General features: G+C 74.6%; 17 protein-coding genes. 11 read left to right on the forward strand and 6 right to left on the reverse strand.

The window, feature by feature from the left end:
- Positions 1 to 374: 374 nt before the first annotated feature.
- Positions 375 to 788, reverse strand: coding sequence for a hypothetical protein (locus V1L54_RS13110; protein ID WP_330118145.1), 414 nt, complete (start codon positions 786 to 788; stop codon positions 375 to 377).
- A 320-nt stretch (positions 789 to 1108) separates the two neighbouring features.
- On the opposite strand from V1L54_RS13110, the gene V1L54_RS13115 reads away from it, so the two are divergent.
- The 3 genes from V1L54_RS13115 to V1L54_RS13125 all read left to right on the forward strand — a co-directional run bounded on the left by V1L54_RS13115 (position 1109) and on the right by V1L54_RS13125 (position 4871).
- Positions 1109 to 2701 (forward strand): alkaline phosphatase D family protein, encoded by a 1593-nt coding sequence (locus tag V1L54_RS13115; RefSeq protein WP_330118146.1) that lies wholly within the window; start codon positions 1109 to 1111, stop codon positions 2699 to 2701.
- Between the two features lie 25 nt (positions 2702 to 2726).
- A complete protein-coding gene (locus V1L54_RS13120; protein ID WP_330118147.1) occupies positions 2727 to 3287 on the forward strand; it encodes a DUF1990 domain-containing protein in 561 nt (186 codons plus the stop codon).
- An 84-nt stretch (positions 3288 to 3371) separates the two neighbouring features.
- Positions 3372 to 4871, forward strand: a complete 1500-nt coding sequence (locus V1L54_RS13125; RefSeq protein WP_330118148.1) for a GNAT family N-acetyltransferase — start codon at positions 3372 to 3374, stop codon at positions 4869 to 4871.
- Here V1L54_RS13125 and V1L54_RS13130 read toward each other — a convergent pair.
- Positions 4819 to 6099, reverse strand: a complete 1281-nt coding sequence (locus tag V1L54_RS13130) for a trans-sulfuration enzyme family protein (RefSeq protein WP_330118149.1) — start codon at positions 6097 to 6099, stop codon at positions 4819 to 4821. The two genes, V1L54_RS13125 and V1L54_RS13130, sit on opposite strands and share 53 nt — an antisense overlap.
- Positions 6100 to 6158: 59 nt before the next feature.
- Between V1L54_RS13130 and V1L54_RS13135 the strand changes: the two genes are divergently transcribed.
- The 8 genes from V1L54_RS13135 (at position 6159) to V1L54_RS13170 (ending at position 14234) form a co-directional block, all read left to right on the forward strand.
- Positions 6159 to 6641, forward strand: a complete 483-nt coding sequence (locus tag V1L54_RS13135) for an Lrp/AsnC family transcriptional regulator (protein ID WP_330118150.1) — start codon at positions 6159 to 6161, stop codon at positions 6639 to 6641.
- A 109-nt stretch (positions 6642 to 6750) separates the two neighbouring features.
- A complete protein-coding gene (locus V1L54_RS13140; protein ID WP_330118151.1) occupies positions 6751 to 8445 on the forward strand; it encodes a DUF885 domain-containing protein in 1695 nt (564 codons plus the stop codon).
- 455 nt (positions 8446 to 8900) lie between these two features.
- Complete coding sequence (locus tag V1L54_RS13145) at positions 8901 to 10268, forward strand: ATP-binding protein (protein ID WP_330118152.1); 1368 nt, start codon at positions 8901 to 8903, stop codon at positions 10266 to 10268.
- Positions 10265 to 10675, forward strand: a complete 411-nt coding sequence (locus tag V1L54_RS13150; RefSeq protein ID WP_100200212.1) for a roadblock/LC7 domain-containing protein — start codon at positions 10265 to 10267, stop codon at positions 10673 to 10675. Before V1L54_RS13145 ends, V1L54_RS13150 begins: the two co-directional genes overlap by 4 nt.
- The gene (locus tag V1L54_RS13155) at positions 10672 to 11034 is read left to right on the forward strand and encodes a DUF742 domain-containing protein (RefSeq protein ID WP_330118153.1); all 363 of its coding nucleotides are present in this window, start codon (positions 10672 to 10674) and stop codon (positions 11032 to 11034) included. Before V1L54_RS13150 ends, V1L54_RS13155 begins: the two co-directional genes overlap by 4 nt.
- A complete protein-coding gene (locus tag V1L54_RS13160) occupies positions 11012 to 11635 on the forward strand; it encodes a GTP-binding protein (RefSeq protein ID WP_330118154.1) in 624 nt (207 codons plus the stop codon). The genes V1L54_RS13155 and V1L54_RS13160 overlap by 23 nt, the downstream gene beginning before the upstream one ends.
- Positions 11632 to 13143, forward strand: a complete 1512-nt coding sequence (locus V1L54_RS13165) for a cytochrome P450 family protein (protein WP_330118155.1) — start codon at positions 11632 to 11634, stop codon at positions 13141 to 13143. The genes V1L54_RS13160 and V1L54_RS13165 overlap by 4 nt, the downstream gene beginning before the upstream one ends.
- Complete coding sequence (locus V1L54_RS13170; protein ID WP_330118156.1) at positions 13140 to 14234, forward strand: cytochrome P450 family protein; 1095 nt, start codon at positions 13140 to 13142, stop codon at positions 14232 to 14234. The genes V1L54_RS13165 and V1L54_RS13170 overlap by 4 nt, the downstream gene beginning before the upstream one ends.
- 108 nt (positions 14235 to 14342) lie before the next feature.
- On the opposite strand, the gene V1L54_RS13175 is transcribed toward V1L54_RS13170, so the two are convergent.
- The 4 genes from V1L54_RS13175 to V1L54_RS13190 all read right to left on the reverse strand — a co-directional run bounded on the left by V1L54_RS13175 (position 14343) and on the right by V1L54_RS13190 (position 20930).
- A complete protein-coding gene (locus V1L54_RS13175) occupies positions 14343 to 15203 on the reverse strand; it encodes an SDR family oxidoreductase (protein WP_330118157.1) in 861 nt (286 codons plus the stop codon).
- A 75-nt stretch (positions 15204 to 15278) separates the two neighbouring features.
- Positions 15279 to 18296, reverse strand: a complete 3018-nt coding sequence (locus V1L54_RS13180; RefSeq protein ID WP_330118158.1) for an AAA family ATPase — start codon at positions 18294 to 18296, stop codon at positions 15279 to 15281.
- Positions 18293 to 19459, reverse strand: coding sequence for an exonuclease SbcCD subunit D (locus V1L54_RS13185; RefSeq protein WP_330118159.1), 1167 nt, complete (start codon positions 19457 to 19459; stop codon positions 18293 to 18295). Before V1L54_RS13185 ends, V1L54_RS13180 begins: the two co-directional genes overlap by 4 nt.
- 154 nt (positions 19460 to 19613) lie before the next feature.
- Complete coding sequence (locus V1L54_RS13190) at positions 19614 to 20930, reverse strand: glycosyl hydrolase family 28-related protein (protein WP_330118160.1); 1317 nt, start codon at positions 20928 to 20930, stop codon at positions 19614 to 19616.
- Between the last annotated feature and the right edge of the window lie 7 nt (positions 20931 to 20937).

Below are 20937 nucleotides of genomic sequence, written 5' to 3' on the forward strand. Positions count from 1 at the left end.
GCGGACGGGTCCCAGCCAGTGGGCGGCGCCGCCGCGGAAGCGGGCCGGTCCGCTGCCGGGGGCCAGGGCGAAGAAGGCGGCGTCGTGCAGCGCGCTCAGGTGGTAGACCTCCAGCTCGCCGTGGGACAGCCGGCCGTTGTCCACCAGGAAGCGGCCGACCTGCCGGCGGGCCCCGGCCCGGTCCAGCGCCTCCCGCCATCCCCAGGCGGGGAGCCGGCCGCCCCGGGCGAGCAGGACCTCGAGGCCGGGAGCGGCGGGGCTCTCGGCGTACACGACCTCGCCGCCGCACAGGTAGAGCGTTCCGGCTCCCCGCGGCAGCGCTCCGATGGCCCGCTCGGCCGCCAGGTGCCCCAGCATCGGGGAGAGGGCGGCGCTCACGCGAGCACCAGTCGCTCGGCGAGGTGCCGCAGCCGGATGCGGGCGAGGGCGATGTTGCCGCCGCCCCGGTCGAGCCACAGATGGACGAAGAGCCCGTCGTCGAGGACGCGGCCGACGAAACGCAGCAGGTGGTAGCCAGTGCGCGTGGTGACGATGAGGTCCTCCACGGAAGCCGTGCCGCCGGCTCCCCCGCCGTCCTCCAAGCCGCCGGTCCCGGGTGCCGCGAAGGCGGGGTGCTCGGCGGCCACCCGGGCCAGCTCCGCCGTCTCGGCGGCCGTCGTCTCGTGGTCCTCGCCCGCGGGCTCGCCGATCGTTCCGAGTGCGAGCCCGCTGGTCCGGTCGACCACGGCGGCACCACGGGCTCCGGGCAGCGTCATGGCCTCGAGCAGGCACTCGTCGATTCGGGGCACGCGTCCCCTCTCCCGCGCAACGTGCGGCCGCATCCACCTGTGGGGCGGAAGTGACGACGAGGTTACGCAACGTGTCACCCGTTCCGGGCATATCTGAACGATTCTGCTCACGGAAGCGGTGTAATGCTCAGACGGCAAATGGAGTTGTCATTTTCACGGCGCTCTTTGCCCGCTCCGCGGCTCCGGGGCGGGCGTTCACCCGGCGCAGGTCATCCCGCGGCGGCCCGGTTCCCCGGTGTTCTCCTTGCGCGGCCACCATGAGCGCTCTCCGCGACCGGCTCCCTCCGGTCTCCGGTCCGTTCTCCAGGAGGTTCTCGTCCATGACACGAGGGGACACGTCCCACCGCCCGCTGCCCGGGCGGCGGGCGGTGCTGCGCGGTTCACTGGCCGCCTCGGCGGCCCTGGCGCTGCCGGGAGCGGCGGCGAGCCCGGTGTTCGCCGCGCCCGCGCAGTCGCTGTCGGGCCGGCCGCGGGCGGACTGGGGTGTGCAGACCGGCGCGGTGACGGCCGGCTCCGCCCTGGTGTGGGTGCGCTCGGACCGCCCGGCCCGGATGGTGGTGGAGACCTCCGCCACGGAGTCCTTCCGCAACGTCCGGCGCCGGCAGGGCCCGCTGCTGGGTCCGGGCACCGACTTCACCGGGACGACGGCGCTGCACGGGCTGCCGCCGGGCCGGCAGGTGCACTACCGGGTGGTGCTGGCCGACCCGGACGACCCGCGCCGTACGGGCGAACCGGTGTACGGCACCTTCCGCACCGCCCCGGCACGGCGCCGGGACGGGGTGCGGTTCGTCTGGTCGGGGGACCTGGCCGGGCAGGGCTGGGGCATCAACCCCGACCGGGGCGGCTATCCGATCTTCGACGAGATGGCCCGGCTGGACCCGGACTTCTTCCTGTTCAGCGGGGACACCGTCTACGCCGACGGGCCGCTGGCGGAGACCGTGGCACTGCCCGGCGGCGGGACCTGGCGCAACATCGTCACCGAGGAGAAGGCGAAGGTCGCCGAGACCCTGGCCGAGTACCGGGGCAACTTCCGCTACAACCTGCTGGCCCCCTCGCTGCGCCGCTTCAACGCCCAGGTGCCCTCGATCGTGCAGTGGGACGACCACGAGGTGACCAACAACTGGTACCCGGGCGAGGTCCTGGCCGACGAGCGCTACACCGAGCGGCGCGTGGACGTGCTGGCGGCCCGGGCCCGGCGGGCCTTCGGCGAGTACTTCCCGCTGGACTCCGTGCGGCGCGACGGCGAGGGGCGGATCCACCGGGTGGTGCGCCACGGCCCGCTGCTGGACGTGTTCGTGCTGGACATGCGCACCTACCGGAACGCCAACTCCCCCGGCACGCAGACCTCCGACCCGCAGGGCGTGCTGGGCGCCGAGCAACTGGCCTGGCTGAAGCGGGAGCTGGCGCGCTCACGCGCGGTGTGGAAGGTGATCGCCTCGGACATGCCGCTGGGCCTGATCGTCTCCGACGGCGCGGACGTCGAGGCGGTGGCGCAGGGCGATCCGGGCGCCCCGCTGGGCCGGGAGCTGCAGATCGCCGAACTGCTGCGGTTCGTCAGGCACCGGCGGATCACCGGCACGGTGTGGCTGACCGCCGACGTGCACCACACCTCGGCCCAGCACTACGCCCCGGAGCGGGCGGCGTTCGGCGACTTCGCGCCGTTCTGGGAGTTCGTCACCGGACCGCTGAACGCGGGCGCCTTCCCGGCCTCGGCACTGGACGGCACCTTCGGCCCCGAGCGCGTCTTCGTCAAGGCACCCGAGCGGGGGAACGTCCCGCCGAGCGAGGGCTACCAGTTCTACGGCCAGGTGGACATCGACGGCGACAGCGGCGAACTGACGGTGCGACTGCGCGAGGAGGGCGGCGCGGTGCTGTTCACGAAAGTGCTGCGGCCGGGCCTGGTCGGCCAGTAGCGTCCCGGGCGCCTACGCTGGCGCCATGAGCGAGCACGACGACGGCGGCGGGACCGGCGGCCGGGACGGCAGCGGTCCCGCCCTGACGTACACCGGCGCGGGGGCGACCCGGGAGGGGCGCTTCCCGCCCGGCTTCGGGCGGCTGCGGGTGCGCACCCGGATCGGCTCCGGCCCGGCGGTCTTCGAGGCCGCCGCCGAGGCGATGCTGTCCTGGCGGATGCACCGGGCCATGGGGGTGGAGATCACCGCGGACGGCACGCGTGCCGAACCCGGGGTACGCGTGGTGGTGGGCCTGGGCGTGGGGCGGCTGCGGCTGCGCGCCCCGTGCCGGGTGGTGTGGTCGGAGCACGGCGGACGACGGGCCGGCTTCGGGTACGGGACGCTGGCGGGACACCCGCAGAGCGGCGAGGAGGCGTTCGTCGTGGAGCGGGCGGACGACGGGACGGTGTGGCTGGAGGTACGGGCGTTCAGCCGTCCCGGGGTGTGGTGGACGCGCGCCGCCGGTCCGCTGGTCCCGCCGCTCCAGCGGCTGTACGCCCGGTGGTGCGGGGTGACACTGCGGCGGCTCACCCAAAAGAGGCGGTAGTTCCCCTTTCTTTGCGGAATGCCCTTAACCCGCAGGTAACAGACCGTTCGTGACCGCGCAACACCGGTCGGCGAGAGTGACGGCATGACTGCATCGTCCACGCATCTGCCGGACCGCTCCCCCGAGCGCCGCGCCCTCCGTCGCGCCCTCGCCCTCGGCGCCCGCTCCCACCACTGGCGGCGGGACCTGGTGGAGCTGGCGGCCCTGTTCACGGCCGTGGCCGTGGCGGACAGCGCCGCGAAGACGGTGGCGCACGGACCGGACGGTCCCGTCCTGCTGGTCCTGTCGGCCGCCGCGCTGCTGGGCGCCGCGGGCCTGCACCTGTGGTGGGCGCGGCGCCATCCGCACCATCCGCCGCCCGAACCCGGTGAACGCGCGGACGGCGCGGAACGTGGAAGGGGTGTGAAGAAGATCGGCCCCCTCGAACCCGGGCCGGCCGCCGCCGGTCCCGGAGCACCCGCGTCCACCGTGGCGGAGGCCCCGGTGCTGTGGCGGCTGCGCACCACCGTGCGGGAGAAGCCCGGCTCGCTCGCCGCGCTGTGCGCCTCGCTGGCCGGGCACCGGGTGGACGTCATCAGCCTGCAGACCCATCCGCTGGGCGAGGTGACGGTGGACGAGTTCCTGCTGCGCGCGCCCCGGGAGCTGGGCCCGGAGGAACTGCGCCGGGCGGCCGCCGCGGCGGGCGGCCGGGACACCTGGCTGGAGCGGGCCGACGCCCACGAACTGGTGGACATCGCCACCCATGTGCTGGGCCTGGCCGCCCGTACCGCGCTGGACACCGCGGAGCTCCCACTCGCCCTGCGGCAGCTGCTCGGCCGCTGCACGATCCGCTCGGTGCCCGCGCGGTCCGGCGCCGGGCGGCCGTCCGGGGAGCCGGCCCCGGCCGGGGGCGTACTGGAGGAGACGGTGATGAAGCTGCCCGACCCGCACGGCGGGACGATCGTCGTGGAGCGCCCCTGCCTGCCCTTCACCCCCACCGAGTTCGCCCGGGCACGCGCCCTGGTCGAGCTGGACGCCCGGCTGGACACGGTCCCCGCCACCGAGGGCGCGGGGACGAGGACACCGCGCCGCCGTGAGCGGCTCACCCTCCCGGAGGGGAACGAGATCACCGTGCGGCGGGCGGACAGCCGCGATCTGGAGGCCGCCCGCGCGCTGCACCGGCGGTGCTCCGAGCGGACGCTGTCCTCCCGCTACCACGGTCCGGTGCGGGACGCCGACCGCTATCTGGACCATCTGCTCAGCCCGCGCTTCGGCCGCACCCTGGCCGCCGAGACGGCCTCGGGCAAGCTGGTGGCGCTCGGCCATCTGCTGTGGGACGGCGACGAGACCGAGGTGGCCCTCCTCGTCGAGGACGTCTGGCAGCGCCGCGGCATCGGCACCGAACTGCTGCACCGCCTGGTGGCGATGGCCGCCGAGACGCGCGGCGAGAGCGTCTACGCCGTGACGAAGGCGGCCAACACCGGGATGGTCTCGGCGATGCGCGGGCTGGGGCTGCCGCTGGACTACCAGGTCGAGGAGGGCACCTTGGTGATCACCGCCCGGCTCGCTCCGGTTCCCGCCGCGGAGCCGACGGGCGGGCACTGAGTTCCCCGCCTCCGGCCCCTTCGCCGGCCCCCTCACCGGCGCCCGCCGAGGCGCGTTCCGCCGTGCCGCGGCGGGCGCCGAGGGCCGTGTCGAGGTCGTGCCACAGGTCCTCGACGTCCTCCAGGCCGACCGACATGCGCAGCAGCTTCTCGCCGATGCCGCCGGCCCGGCGGTCGGCCGGGCCGACGACCCGGTGGCTGATGGATGCGGGGTGCTGGATGAGGGTGTCCACACTGCCGAGGCTGACCGCCGGGGTGATCAGCCGCACCCCGGCGATCACCTCGTGCGGATCCCCGTGCACCTCGAAGGAGACCATCGCACCGCCGATCCGGGGGTAGTGGACGCGGGCGACCCGCGGGTCGTCCGCCAGCCGCCGGGCCAGTTCGGCGGCCGTGGCGGACTGCGCCCGCATCCGCACCGGCAGGGTGGCCAGGCCGCGCAGGAGCAGGTAACCCGCCAGCGGATGCAGTACACCGCCGGTGGCGAAGCGCACCTTCCGCAGTTCCCGGGCCGTCTCCTCGTCACAGGCGACGACACCGCCGAGGACGTCGCCGTGGCCGCCGAGGTACTTGGTGGCGCTGTGCAGCACGAACCGCGCGCCGTGTCCGGCGGGGCGCTGCAGCACCGGGGTGGCGAAGGTGTTGTCGGCCAGCAGCGGCACCGGGCCGCAGGATTCCGCCACGGCCGTCAGATCGATTTCGGCCAGGGTGGGGTTGGCCGGGGTCTCCACCACCACCAGGCCGGTGTCGGGACGGCGGGCGGCGGCGATCCCGGCCGGGTCCGTCCAGGTCACCTCGGTGCCCAGCAGCCCGCCGCCGAGCAGGTGGTCGCTGCATCCGTACAGCGGGCGCACCGCCACGACATGCCGCAGCCCCCGGGCGGCCCGGGCCAGCACCACGGCGGTCAGGGCCGCCATGCCGCTGGCGAAGGCGACGGCCGCCCCGGTGCCCTCCAGCCGGGCCAGGGCCCGCTCGAAGCGCGCCACGGTGGGGTTGTCCAGCCGGGCGTACACCGGCGGGCCCGGCGGCAGGGCGCCGGTGGCGGCGAACTCGTCCAGCCGGGCGGCCTCCGCGCGGCTGTCGTGGGACGGATAGGTGGTGGACAGGTCCAGGGGCGCGGCGTGCAGGCCCAGGGCGGCGAGGTCCTCGCGCCCGGCGTGCACGGCCTCGGTGTCCGGCGAACGGTGCGGGCTCGCGGACGAGACGTCCATGCCTTCCAGCTGAGTCATACGGGAATCCTGGGCATCGCCCGGGAGTCGATGACGGAATGCCGTGTTATGTTCGGCGAATGCCGGAATCCGTCGTACTCGATCCGGTGGACCTGGAGATCCTGCGGCTGCTGCAGAACGACGCCCGGACCACGTACCGCGATCTCGCCGCCGCCGTCGGCGTGGCCCCGTCGACCTGCCTGGACCGGGTGGCGCGGCTGCGCCGCGGCGGAGTGATCCTCGGCCACGCGCTGCGACTGGATCCGGCCAAACTCGGAAGGCCCCTGGAGGCCCTGCTGTCGGTCCAGGTACGGCCCCATCGCAGGGAACTGGTCGGTCCGTTCGTGGAGCGGATCAGGGCCCTGCCGGAGGCCCGGGCGCTGTTCCATCTGACCGGCCCCGACGACTACCTGGTCCATGTGGCGGTGGCCGGGACCGCCGATCTCCAGCGGCTGGTGCTGGACGAGTTCACCTCGCGCCGGGAGGTGGCCCGGGTCGAGACGCGTCTGATCTTCCAGCAGTGGACGTGCGGTCCGCTGCTGCCCCCGGCCCCGCCGCGGTGAGCCGCCGCACCCCCGGTGCCGGGCCGCGGCGGTCCGCGGTGACCGGTGCGCGTCGCCGCGGACCGGTCACCGGTGACGCGGCGGGCGGTGCCGTACGAGGATGTGGCCCATGTCCGATGCCACGAAGAACGCGCCCCTGCCCCGCCAGGTCGCCGACGCGTACGTCGACGCCCTCGTCGAACTCGACCCCGTCCTCGGCACCCACCTCGGTCTTCCCGGGAGCGCGGAACGGCTGCCCGACCTCTCCCCGGCCGGTCTGCGGGCCCGGGCCGAACTGGCCCGCACCGCCCTGGAGCGGCTCGCGGAGGCCGAGCGGCGCCCCGGTGGCGACAGCACGGTCGAGCGGCGCTGCGCCCGCCTGCTGCGGGAGCGGCTGACCGCCGAACTCGACGTGCACGACGCGGGCGAGGAACTGCGCGCGGTCGGCAACCTCATCTCCCCGCTGCACTCCGTGCGCAACGTCTTCACCATGATGCCCCTCGGGAGTGACGGGGACTGGGCGGCACTCGCCCGGCGGCTGAGCGCCGTCCCGGCGGCGCTGGAGGGCTATCGCGCCTCACTGGCGGAGGGCCTGCGCAGCGGGCTCCCGGCCGGCCCCCGGCAGGTCGCCACGGTGATCGGGCAGCTGGGCGAGTGGACCGGCGCGGACGGCGGGGAGAGCTGGTTCGCCGGCCTGGTCTCCGGCGGGCCCGACGCCCTGCGCGCCGAGCTGGACAAGGGGGCCGCCGAGGCCGCCGGCGCCATGGCGGCGCTGCGCGACTGGCTGCGCGGCACGTACGCCCCCGCCACCGCCGGCGCTCCGGACACCGTGGGCCGCGAGCGGTACCGGCTCTGGTCGCGCTACTGGAACGGCACCGCCCTGGACCTGGAGGAGGCGTACGCGTACGGCTGGGAGGAGTACCACAGCGTCCACGCCGAGATGCGGGCCGAGGCCGGCAAGGTCCTGCCCGGTGCCGCGACCCCCTGGGAGGCGCTGCGGTATCTCGACGACCACGGCAGGGCGGTCGAAGGGGTGGCGGAGGTCCGGGCGTGGCTCCAGGACCTGATGGACGAGGCGGTCGGGAGACTGGACGGCACGCACTTCGAGCTGGCCGGACCGATCCGGCGCGTCGAGGCCATGATCGCCCCGCCCGGCAGCGCCGCCGCGCCCTACTACACCACCCCGTCACTGGACTTCTCCCGGCCGGGCCGCACCTGGCTGCCGACGGCGGGCCGGACCCGCTTCCCCGTCTACGACCTGGTCACCACCTGGTACCACGAGGGGGTGCCCGGCCACCATCTCCAGCTCGCCCAGTGGGTGTACGTCGCCGACCGGCTCTCGCGCTACCAGACGACGGTCGGCATGGTCAGCGCCAACGCCGAGGGCTGGGCGCTGTACGCGGAACGGCTCATGGACGAGCTGGGCTTCCTGGACAGCCCCGAGCTGCGGCTGGGCTATCTGGACGCGCAGATGATGCGCTCCCTGCGGGTCGTCGTGGACATCGGCGTGCATCTGGGACTGGAGATCCCGGGCCACTCCCCCTTCCGCCCCGGGGAGCGGTGGACCCCGGAACTGGCCCTGGAGTTCTTCGGCGCGCACTCCGGACGCCCGGCCGACTTCGTGGCGAGCGAACTGGTGCGGTATCTGGGCCTGCCCGGCCAGGCCATCGGCTACAAGCTGGGCGAACGCGCCTGGCTGGCGGGCCGCGCGGCGGCCCGTGCCGCGCACGGTGACGCCTTCGACGCCAAGCGGTGGCACATGGCGGCGCTGTCGCTGGGGTCGCTGGGCCTGGACGATCTGGTGGCGGAGCTCTCCGCGCTCTGAACGGGCCGGGACTGCCCGGCTCCGCACGTGGTCCTCGTGGGGGCGCGCAGTCTGGTTCGCGCGCCCCCACGAGACGGGCTTCCTTCCGGTCATCGCTCCCAGAACACCGGCCGCGCACTCCGCACGATCCCCATCACACGTTCGCGGAAAGCCCTCGGGACCCATCACACCGCCTCCGTGTTCACCCGGCGTTGCCGCCGTGTTTCCCGCGCGTTGCGGTCGTACAGAATGAATTTCCCACAACCAGGACACCGGCATAACCCGCAGGCACACGCCGAACCGTGCCCGCCTCATACCAGACGGTCACCGATGTGGCGGCAACCTGGCCATTTCCGCTCCCCCGCCGTTCCCGGCCCCCTACGCTGTCGTGGCACGCGAACCGTGATTCTCAAGTCGCCCTCCCTGTACCGGCTTGACCGTTTCTTCCCGCAACGACGCGTCCGCGAGGAAAGTCGATGACCGATATAACAACCGTGGCGAGTCTGCTCGGCTCGGGCCTGGGTGTGGCCCTCACACCGGTGGCGGTGCGTCAGGCCCGTCGCATCCGTGAGCTGCGGACGCAGTTGTCCGGTGCCCGCTCGGGCATCCGTGCCCGGGACGCCGAGCTGGCCCGGCTGGCCGGGGTGAGCCTGCCGGCGGCCGTCCAGTCCGTCGGCGACCGGCAGCCCGTCCCGGCCTCCCCGCCGGTGGACGCCGAACTGGCCGGGACGCCGTTCGCCCACCACCTCCACGAGCTGCGGACCCTGGTCATACGCGCCCTGACGGACGCCGAGGGGCGCACCGCCCAGATGACCCAGACGACGCTGCTGTCCGTGGCCCGCACGCTCCAGGCACTGGCCAACAAGCAGCAGGTGGCCGTCACCGACATGCTGGCCAGGCACGACTCCCCCCAGGTGCTGGGGGATCTGCAGGTGGTCGACCACGCCACCGCCCAGATCCTGCGGCGTGCCCAGGCGATCACCGTGGTCTGCGGCTCCTACCCGGGGCGGCAGCACAACGCCACTCCGCTGAGCGACGTGGTGCGGGGCGCGGTCAGCCGCATCCTGGACTTCCGGCGCGTCAAGGTCTTCCACGACGAGGGCGAGCGCGCCGTCGTCGGGCGGGCCGTGGAGGGGCTGGTGCTCGCCCTCGCCGAGCTGCTGGAGAACGCCACCCGCTACTCGCACCCGGACACCCAGGTGCTGGTGCAGTTCGAGCGCGCCCACAACGGCCTGTCCGTCATCGTGGACGACAAGGGCGTGGGCCTGCAGCCGGGTGAGCGGGAGCGGGCCACCCGGCTGCTGTCCGGTGAGGGGCCCGTCACCATCACCCGGCTGGGCGACCCGCCGAAGTTCGGCTTCGCGGTGATCGGGCTGCTGAGCGCCCGGTACGGGTTCGAGGTGTCGGTGACCAAGTCCCCCTACAGCGGGGTACGGGCCGTGACCTTCCTGCCCAGCACGCTGCTCACCGACACCGTGCCCACCCAGCCGGTGGCCCTGTTGGGCGCGGCCGGCCCGTCATCCGGCGGGTCCGGTGCCGCCGGTCCCGCCCCGGACCGCGTGTCCGGTGCCGCCGGTCCGGCGCCGGCGGCGGGGACGAGGACCGCGGGCGGGCTGCCCAAGCGGCGGCGGTACACGGCGGAGACGTCCGCCGCGGCACCGGGCTCCATACCGGCCGGTCCGTCAGACCCGTCAGACCCGTCGGATCCGTCCGACGGCGCGCCGGCCACCGGCCACTCACCGCGGCAGTCCGCGGCCACGCTGGGCGGCTTCGCCCGCGCCGCACGGGCCGTCCAGCGCACCACGCCGACGTCCGGAGAACCCGAGGGGGAGAGCAAGTCATGATCTTCGACAACGAGAAACTCGCCTGGATGCTGGCACAGCTCATGGACCAGCCCGACGTCTACGACGCCCTGCTGGTGTCGGGAGACGGCCTGGTCCGGGCGTGCACTCCGGGGCTGGACCGGGACACCGCGGAGCAGATGGCCGCGGCACTGGCCGGAGTGCAGGCCACCTCCAGCGCCAGCGCGCGGCTGTGCCGCTCCGACCCCGGCTCCTGGGAGCAGAGCCTGACGCAGTTCCGCGACGGATACGTCCTCACCATCCGGGCGGGCGACGGCAGTTTCCTCACCGCGGCCACCTCCGGCACGGCGGACGTGGAGGCGATCAGCTTCCGGATGCACCAGCTGGTGGCCCAGCTCGGCGGGCAGATGACCAGCGAGCCCCGCCACGACGCCGGCGGACCGACATGACGCCCCGCCGCGTACGCACGGACCTGGTCCGCCCCTACGTCATCACCGGCGGCCGCCACGAGCCCAGCCGCAACACCCACACCCTGGACCTGGTCACCCTGGTCACCGCCACCGGCGACCGCCCCGTGGCGGAACTGGAGCCGGAGCAGCAGCGGATGGTCCGGGTGTGCCAGGGCGGCTACCTGTCGGTCGCGGAGGTCGCCGGCCATGTACGGCTGCCCGTGGCGGTCACCACGATCCTGCTGGCGGACCTGATCGACAGCGGCCATGTGGTCGCGCGCAGGCCACCGCCGGCGGCCCAGCCCACCGATCTCGACGTCCTGGAGAAGGTCCTGGATGGCCTCAACAACATCCTCTGACAGGTCCGCCGACAGCGGAATCTATGTGCGCGACACTGTCGAGACCACCGCGAAACTGCTGATCGTCGGGCCGTTCGGGGTCGGCAAGACCACCCTGATAGGCACCGTCAGCGAGATCGAGCCACTGCGGACCGAGGAGGTCATGACGCAGGCCGGCGCGCTGGTGGACGACCTGAGGGGCGTCGAGGACAAACGGACCACCACCGTCGCGATGGACTTCGGTCGGCTCACCCTCTCCCCGGATCTGGTGCTGTACCTGTTCGGCGCCCCCGGCCAGCGGCGCTTCAACCAGGTGGCACCGGTGTGGCAGCAGCTGGCCCACGGCGCCTACGGCGCCCTGGTGCTGGCCGACACCCGGCGGCTGGACGCCTCCTTCGACGCGATGGAGATGGTCGAGCGGCACGGTCTGCCGTACGCGGTCGCCCTCAACTCCTTCCCCGACGCCCCGCACTTCCCGGACGACGAGCTCCGCGAGGCACTCGACCTGAAACCCGGGACCCCCTTGGTCAGCTGTGACGCGCGGGACCGCGCCTCGGCCGCCCGGGCGCTGATCGCCCTGGTCAGGCACGTCCACACCTACCACCAGGAGCACCTTCCGTGACAACCCCGTCCCCCGGCCCGGGCACCGCTCCCCCGCCGGGCTGCCCGGCCCACTCGCTCCCGGGCGGCGCCCCCGGTTCCGGCAGCGGTCTGCCCGCCCTGTACGGGCCCGGTTTCGCCGCCGACCCGGACGCCCTCTACGCCAGGCTCCGCCCCCAGGGCCCGGCCCACTGGGTGGAGCTCGCCCCCGGTGTCCCCGCCGTCGTGGTCACCGACTACGCCGCGGCCCTGGAGGTGCTGCGCAGCTCGCAGTTCAGCAAGGACGCCCGCCGCTGGACCGCCCTGATGGAGGGGCGGATCCCCATGGACAACGAGGTCGTCCCCATGATGGGTTTCCGGCCCAGCCTGCTGTTCGCCGACGGCGACCGGCATCTGCGGCTGCGCAAGACCGTCGACGACGCACTGGCCCGGGTCGACTCCTACCGGGTGCGCTCCTACGTGCGGCGCGGGGCGGGCCGGCTGATCGGCGAGTTCGGCCCGACGGGCGAGGCGGACCTGGTGAGCCAGTACTCGCACCGCATCCCGCCGCTGGTGTTCACCCAGCTGTTCGGTTGTTCCGACGAGCAGACGGAGCGCATGGCCCGGGCCTGCGCGCAGATGATCGGCGCCGAACCCGCCACCGCCCAGCAGGGCAGCGAGGACCTGGCCCGCTGTCTGGCCGAGCTGATCGCCGGCAAGCGCCGCTCCCCCGGCGCCGATCTGACCTCCTGGCTGCTGCACCACCCACTGGGACTGTCGGACGAGGAGATGCTCCACCAGCTGGTGGTCCTCATCGGTGCGGGCACCGTGCCGCAGTCCGCCTGGATATCCAGCGCGATCATGCTGCTGCTGACCGACGACCGGTTCGCCGGTGACCTCTCCGGCGGCAGCCTCACCGTCTCCGACGCGCTCAACGAGGTCCTGTGGAAGCGCTCGCCGATGGCGAACTTCTGCTTCCACTACGCGACGAACGAGTACGACCTGCGTGACGACTCCGGCGCGGGGCTGCTGATCCCCCCGGGGGTCCCGGTGCTCATCAGCCACGAGGCGGTCAACTCCCACGCCGTCCGGGGCGCGGCCGGCGACCGCCGCTCCAACCACGCCCATCTGGCCTTCGGCGGGGGGCCGCACGTGTGTCCCGCCCAGGGACTGTCGGAGATCATCGCCGACGTGGCGATCGAGACGCTGCTCGACGTGCTCCCCGACATGGAACTGGCCGTACCGGCAGGGGATCTGATCTGGCGGCCGGGCCCCTTTCACCGTAGCCTTGCCGCGCTGCCCGTGACCTTCCCGGCACTCTCCGCGTCCGAACCCGTATCCGCGTCCGCACACGAACCCGCGCCCGCGAGCACGTCCGTCCAGACATCCGCAGTGTCCGAACAGACCTCCGGAGGCCAGTCATGGAACCCCTCGACGTCCCCGTCCTCGACCCCACCGGCCGCGACCGTCCCGGAGAGGCGGCCAGACTCCGTTCCCGGGGGCCGGCGACGCCGGTGGAGCTCCCCGGTGGCGTGGTTGCGTGGTCGGTGACCGCTCACGAGTACATCAAGCGGCTGGCCGGGGACCGCCGGGTCTCCCGGGACGCCCGGCGCCACTGGCCGGAGCTGGAGCGAATACCCCAGGACTGGGCCCTCAACGTGTGGGTGCGGGTGGAGAGCGCCTTCACCAGCTACGGCGCCGAGCACCGCCGCCTGCGCAACCTGATCGCCCCGTCCTTCACCCCCCGCCGCACCGAGGCGCTGCGCCCCCGCGTCCAGGAGATCGTCGACGATCTGATCACCGGGCTGGAAAGCGCTGATCCGGGCGAACCGGTGGATCTGCGTGCCCGGTTCGCCTACGTCATCCCCAACGAGGTGATATGCGAGCTGTTCGGCGTCCCGGCCGACATGCGCCCCTGGACCCGCCGGGTCATGGACGCCGTGCTGAACACCGAGGCCTCCCCCGAGCAGGCCCGCGCCGACTACGCCGAGATGTGGGCCTGCATGCGGGCGCTGGCCGAGATCAAGCGCGCCCGGCCGGGCGAGGACATGACCAGTGAGCTCATCGCCGCCCGCGACGGCGACTTCCGGCTCGACGAGCACCAGCTGATCAGCACGCTCGTCCTGATGATCGGGGCCGGCAGCGAGACCGCCGTCAACCTCATCGCCGAGGCCGTACGCTCCCTGCTCGCCCTTCCCGAGCAGCTCGCCCTGGTCCGGTCCGGTCAGGCCGGCTGGGACGACGTGATCGAGGAGACCCTGCGCGCCCATGCTCCGATCATGCACATGCCATTGCGGTACGCGGTGGAGGACATCGACCTGGACGGCGTGACGATCCGCAAGGGCGACGCCATCATCCTCGGTTTCGGTGCCGCCGGCCGTGACCCGGCGCTGTACGGGGAGAGCGCCGACACCTTCGACCTCACCCGGGCCGAGCGGGAGCACCTGGCCTTCGGCCACGGCGTGCACTACTGCCTGGGCGCGCCGCTGGCCCGGCTGGAGGCCGCCACAGCGCTCCCGGCCCTGTTCGACCGCTTCCCCGAGATGCGGCTGGCCGTCGCCCCGGAGGAACTGGTCCCCCAGCCGTCGTTCATCGCCAACGGGCACCGGGAGCTGCCGGTGCACCTCAAGCCGGTCTCCTGAGCCGGCGGGCGACAGCAGGCACGACGGGAACGACGGGAACGACGAAGAACCGCGAACACGCCCGTCCGCCCGCCGGGACCGGACGCGCCCCGGCGGGCGGACGGGCCGTCAGCGGGTGAACCCGCCGTCGGAGTCGATGACCTGTCCGGTGATCCAGGCCGCCTCGTCGGTGGCGAGCCAGGCCACCAGCCGCGCGGGGTCGTCCGGCTGCCCCCACCGTCCGCCGGGGAACATGGCCGCGACGGCCGCGTACTCCTCACCGGTGAGGTAGCCGGTGTCCACCGGGCCGGGGTTGACCGTGTTCACCGTGACACCGCGGCGGGCGAGGGCGGTGGCCAGGGAGCGGGTGACGGAGGCCAGTGCCCCCTTGCTCAGGGCGTAGGCCAGTTCCCCCGGCATGCCGGCGCCCTGGTCCTGCCCCGAGGTCATCATGACCACCCGGCCACCTTCCCGCGACTCCTGCCGGCGCCGGGCGTACGCCTGGACCAGCAGCACCGTGGAGCGGGTGTTGACCGCCCAGTGGGCGTCCAGCATGTCCGCGTCGATCTCGTCCAGCGGGCCGTCCTCACCGCTGAGGGCGTGGTTGGCGACCAGGATGTCGAGCCGTCCGCCGAGGGCCTCGGCGGCCGTGTCGACCAGCCGTGCCGGGGCGCCGGGGGCGGTGAGGTCGGCGGGGCCGTGGGCGACGACCGCGCCGTCGGCCGCGAGCGGCCTCAGCCCGGCGACGAGCGCCCCGGGGCCGTCCGGGTCGGCGCCCCAGGGCTTGGCGGCGTCGTGGGGGACGTGGTGGTGGAGGTAGACACCGGCGCCGTACGCGACGAGCCGGCGGGCGATCGCCCAGCCGATTCCGGCCCGGCGGCTCGCCCCGGTCACCAGGGCGGTACGGCCGCGCAGCGGCAGTGGGTCCCGGTGCGGGGCGCCGGGGGTGTGCGGCGGGACATCGGGGGTGTGCGGGGTGTCGGGACTCATGGCATCCGATGATCGCGGCGGGCCGCCCCGGCCGTCACCCGGTTTTCCCGGGCCTCCCCGTTTCCCCCGCGTTCCTCACCCGGCCGCCGGTCCCCGGTGCCGGACGGCCGACCCGGTACGGGTCTTGACCACCTCCAGCTGGACGGGAACGCGCTGCCGCAGGTCGGGCACATGGCTGACGATGCCGACGCTGCGGTCGCGCTCACGCAGGGAGTCCAGTACGTCCAGCACCTCGTCGAGGGTCTGGTCGTCCAGGCTGCCGAACCCCTCGTCGATGAAGAGGGTGTCCAGCCGGAGCCCGCCGGCCTCCTCGGTGACGACGTCGGCCAGGCCGAGGGCGAGGGCGAGGGAGGTGAAGAAGGTCTCGCCGCCGGAGAGGGTGGCGGTGTCGCGCTCCCGGCCCGTCCAGGCGTCGATGACGTGCAGTCCCAGACCGGAGCGGCCCCGCCCCGGTCCGCGCGCGTCGGAGTGGACCAGGGTGTAGCGGCCGCCGGACATGTGCGCCAGCCGGGCACCGGCCGCGGCGGCCACCTGCTCCAGCCGGGCGGCCAGGACATAGGACTCCAGACGCATCCGGTGCTCGTTCTCCGTGGACGTCCCGGCCGCCAGGCCCGCCAGGCGGGCCACCCGGTCGTACTCCTCGCGCAGCGGGGCCAGCCGGCGGGCGTCGGCCAGGGCGTCGGCGGACAGGCCGTCGAGCTCGGCGCACCGCCGGCGTGCCTCGGCGTGGGCGGCGGAGGCGTCGTTCAGCCGGGCCACGGCCTCCTCCAGCACGGCCTCGGCCTCGGTGAGGCGGGCGGGCGGCAGCTCGGCGGCGCCGGCCAGTTCGGGATCGGCCAGCTCGGCCGCCACGGCCGCCTCCTCGGCCCGCCACGCGTCGAGGCGGCGCTGCAGCGCGCGCTGCTCCGGCTCGGCGAGCCGGGCGCCGGCGGCGGCCCGCGGGGTGTCGAACCCGGCGCGCCAGACCGCGTCCGCCAGCCGCGCGTCGGCCTCCTTGAGCCGCCGCGCGGCGGCCTCGGCGGCGCCGGCGGCCTCGGCGGCGGCGGCCAGCAGTGCGGCGCGCCGCTCCAGCTCACCGGCGCGGTGCGCCACGGAGGGTGCCGCGCCCCGGGCCCGGGCCACCTGCTGCGCCAGTTCCGCGCGCTCCCGCAGCAGTGCCTCGCGGGTGGAGGTGCGGGCGGCCACCCGGCGCCCGGCGTCCTGCCGGGCGGCCCGGCGGCTGTCGTGCTCGCGCAGCAGCCGGTCGAAGGCCGCGCGGGCGTCGGCCGCGCCGGCGGCGGTACGGCGGGCGGCGGTGTGCTCCGTCTCCAGTGCGGCCGTCTCGCCGGCGAGTTCGGCGGTGGAGGTCTCCCCCGCCTCCGCCGCGGCCGCCGTCAGCCGCTCGCGCAGGGAGTCCAGCCGCCGCTCGGCCCGCCGGTGCGCCTCCTCGGCCTCCCGGTGGCGCTCCAGGGCCGCCTCCTCCGCCCGCCGGTCCACGTGCCGCGCGCCGGGCCGGGCCGGATCGGGGTGGTCGGGGGAACCGCAGACCATGCACGGCGCGCCGTCGCTCAACTCGGCGGCGAGTTCGGCGGCGATGCCGTCCAGCCGCCGTGCCCGGACGTCCAGCCACTCCTGTTTGGCGGCCAGTGCCCGCTCGTGCGCCTCGGTCAGCTCGGCCCGGACCCCGCTCTCCTCGGCGGCGAGGGCGTCACGGTGCCGGGCGGCCGTCAGCTTCCGCCGGACGGTGTCGAGCCGCCGGGCGAGCCGTTCGGCGTGCGACGCGGCCTCCGCGGCGGTCTCGACGCGCCGCTGGTGGGCGTCGCGGGTGGTTTCCCAGTCCGCCAGCCACTCGTCCGCCTCCCGCAGCAGTTCCTCGTCCGCGCCCGACTCGCGCTCCAGCCGGGCGAGTTCGGCGGTGAGGCGGGTGGCGCGCTCCTCGGCGTGCCGGGCGGCCTCCAGGGTGCCGAGCTCCCGGCGGACGGCGCGCTCGAGTCCGGCGAGCCGCTCCGCGGGGGCCTGGGCGTCCTCGGCGGGCAGCAGGCCGCGGGCGGCCTCCTCGGCGAGTGCCGTGCGACGGCACTCCTCCTCGGCCCGCTCCCGGGCGTCGAGGACGGGGGCCACGGCCTCGGCGGCGCGGGCCCGCTCCAGCCTGGCGCGGTCGCGTCGGTGCTCCTCCTCCCCCGCGGCCAGGGCGGCGGCGCGCTGCCGGGCGGCGGCGTACCGGTGGCGGCGGCGGTCCAGTTCCCGGGCCTCCTCCAGCCGCCGCCGGGCGGCGGCATGGGCCTCCTCGGCACCCCGCAGCGCCGCCTCGGCGGCGTCCCGCCGCTCCCGGGCCGTGGAGCGGGCCAGGGCGGCCCACTCCAGCACGGCACCGGCCAGGCCCGGATCGCCCGGTGAGAGACCGTCCGGCGGCGTCTCGTCCAGTTCGCGGCCGTCCCCGGCGGCCTGCCGCATGCGCTGGCCCAGCGCGAGCAGCCGCTCGTCCCCGTCGCGCACCCGGAGCTGCGCGGCGCCGCGCAGCTCCGCCAGGTGCTGCTCGACGGCGGCGAAGCGGCGGGTGTCGAAGAGGCGGCCCAGCAGTCTGGCCCGGTCCTCCGCGCCGGCCCGCAGGAAACGGGCGAACTCGCCCTGGGGCAGCAGGACCACCTGGCAGAACTGCTCACGGCTCATGCCCAGCAGCTGGGCGAGTTCCTCGCCGATCTCCTGGTGGGAGCGGCTGAGCGCCTTCCAGGTGCCGGTGGCGGCGTCGTACTCGCGCAGCCAGGACTGCGCCTTGTCGGTGGTCAGGCCGGTGCCGCGCTTCTTGGGACGCCGCTGCTCGGGCTGCCGGGTGACCTCCAGCCGCCGACCGCCGACGGTGAGGTCGAGGACCACCTCGGTACGGGTGCCGGGGTCGGCGTGGTCGCTGCGCAGCCGGGCCGGTCCGGAGGTCTGGCGGGCGCCGGGCACCCCGCCGTACAGGGCGTAGCAGACGGCGTCCAGCACCGAGCTCTTGCCCGCGCCGGTGGGGCCGTGCAGCAGGAACAGGCCGGCCGCGGACAGTTCGTCGAAGTCGATCGTCTGGGTGCCGCCGAACGGGCCGAAGGCGGTGACGGTGAGGCGGTGCAGTCTCATCGGGGGGCCTCCGTGCGGGCCGCTTCGGCGCGTACGGCGTCCAGGGCCCCGCCCAGCAGGGTGCGTTCACGCTCGTCGGGCCCGGCACCGCCCCGCACATGGGCGACGAAACCCTCCAGGATCTCCCGGTCGGTGCGGTCGCGCAGCCGCCGCCCGTAGGAGACGGAAGCGTCCCCGGGCGACCGCTCGGGGTCCAGGACGAGGGCGAGGACATGGGGGAAGCGGGCGGTCAGGGCGGCCATCGGTTCGCGCGGGCGGACCGGGTCGGTGAGGGTGGCCTCCACCCACGCCTGCTCGTGGCGCTCCAGGGCGGGGTCGGCGAGCAGGTCCGCCAGCCGGCCGCGGAGGCGGGCCAGCGGGCGGGGCACCGGGCAGTCGATCCGCTCGGCGCTCACCTCGCCGCCGGGTCCGAGGTCGACCAGCCACATCGACTTGCGGTGGTGGGCCTCGGAGAAGGAGTAGGCCAGCGGCGAGCCGGAGTAGCGGATCCGTTCGGTGAGCGTCTGGCAGCCGTGCAGATGGCCCAGCGCCACGTAGTCCACCCCGTCGAAGACGGCGGCCGGGACGGAGGCGACCCCGCCGACGGTGATGTCCCGTTCGCTGTCGGACGCCTCGCCCCCGGTGACGAAGGCGTGGGCCAGGACGACCGAGCGGGTGCCCGTCGGGCGGGCGGCCAGGTCGGCGCGCACCCGGTCCATGGCGGCGCCCAGCACCGCGGCGTGTCCGGCCCGCTCCACCCCGAGGACGTCCTTGACCAGGGCCGGTTCCAGGTAGGGCAGGCCGTAGAAGGCGACCTCGCCGTGGTCGTCGGCCAGGACCACGGGGGTGCCGCAGCCGGCCGGGTCGGTGCGCAGGTGGATGCCCGCCCGGCCCATGAGCCCGGCGCCCACGCCCAGGCGGCGGGCCGAGTCGTGGTTGCCGGAGATCATGACGGTCGGCACGCCGAGATCCGCGAGACGGTGCAGGGCCTCGTCGAAGAGTTCGACGGCGGCGAGCGGCGGCACCGCCCGGTCGTAGACGTCGCCCGCGACGAGCACCGCGTCGACGTCCTCGGCGCGCGCCGTCTCCACCAGACGGTCGACGAAGGCCGCCTGGGCGGACAGCAGGTTCACCCGGTGGAAGCTCCGTCCCAGGTGCCAGTCCGAGGTGTGCAGCAGTCTCAACGGCCCGCTCCGCCCCGCACGTGTCCCCTCTCCCCGCCCTTGTCGGTCACGGTCTGGATTGTGGCACGGTCCGTCCGGTGGCATGCCCCTCGCGGGGGAATCCGCGGGAGTTCCCGGGCGGTGGCGGTTCCCGGTGGCCCCGGCGGGCCGCCGGTCAGCGCCCCCGGCAGTCGACGTACCGGACCCGCTCCACGGCGCCCTCGGCGAAGTCCACCTGGCCGTGGTTGGCCAGCAGGCACATGTCGTAGCGGGCCACCGGTCCCGCGCCGTCCCCGGCGGGCCGGTAGGTGTGCTTCCCCGACAGCTGGCAGGAGTCGTAGCGCACCAGCGGGCCGGGCCCGGTGGGGCGGTAGCGGTGCGGACGGGAGCCGGGCGCGAAGTCCTTGAAGGCGTTGGCGGTGTCGTCGCAGTCGTTGAAGTGCACCGTGCCGCTCTCCCAGGCGCAGTCGATCACCACGGTGTCCGGGCCGCGCACCTCGAAGCGGATGTCCTCGGCGTGGAAGCGCTGCACGGAACCGTGGTGGTCGGCGCGCGGGAAGCGGAAGAAGGTGCTGGTGCGGCCGTACTCCCCGGACTCCCCGGACCCTCCCGTCCGTTCCGGACGGCGGCCGGTGACGATGTAGGAGCCGCCCCGGCAGGTGACGGATCCGCCGTAGGGGAACTCCAGGAAGTTCCCCCACTCGTACTCCACCTTCATGTCGTTGAACCAGTAGTTGAGGAACTGGTCCTGCTGCCCGGGGTTCCGCGACCGCTCCGACAGTCCGGAGTACAGGAACGCCCGGCGCCAGGCACCGCCCACCCGGCAGGCCTCCCAGCGCATCTCGGAGTTGGTGTTGCTGCCGTCGAGCGCGAGCCCGTAGGTCCACTCCCCCAGCCACTCGCAGTCGGTGAACCGGTAGTCCTGGGCCTGCCCGGTGGAGTACGAGTAGCAGAACGAGGCCCCGGGGGTGCCGGAGCGGAAACCGAGGTGCTCGAACACGATGTTCGCCCAGGCGTCCTCGTTGCGGCACAGATAGGAGTCCGCGGCCCGGCGCGGGGCGAACAGGAGCTGTGTCATGCGCTTGCCCGCTCCCCGGAACCGCAGGCCGTTGGCCTTCGGCCGGCCGCCGGACGCGCCGATCAGCGCGTCCGGCTCGCGGATGAGGTAGACGCCCGCCGGTATGTCGACGACGGTGCGGCCGGTGCCGTTCCACACCCGGCCGGCGGCGTACCGGTAGGCGCGGACGAAGGCCCGGCTGTCGTCGGTCCGGCCGTCGCCCCGGGCGCCGAAGTCGGTGACGACGTCGACGGTGTCCTTCCCGCCGGGTCTGCGGCCGCCGACGGAGGGGGCGCGGACCTCGCCCTGCGCCGCGTCCGCCGTACCCGCCGTCTCGCAGCCCGCGAGGCCGGCCGTCAGCGCGGCGGCCGTCCCCGCCGTCAGCACCGCGCGGCGGCCGGCGGCGCCGGTCCGCCGTAAGGGGTCGCCTGCCATGATGATG

Source organism: Streptomyces rubellus (genome assembly GCF_036323805.1).
In the GTDB taxonomy this organism is placed as follows: Bacteria; Actinomycetota; Actinomycetes; order Streptomycetales; family Streptomycetaceae; genus Streptomyces.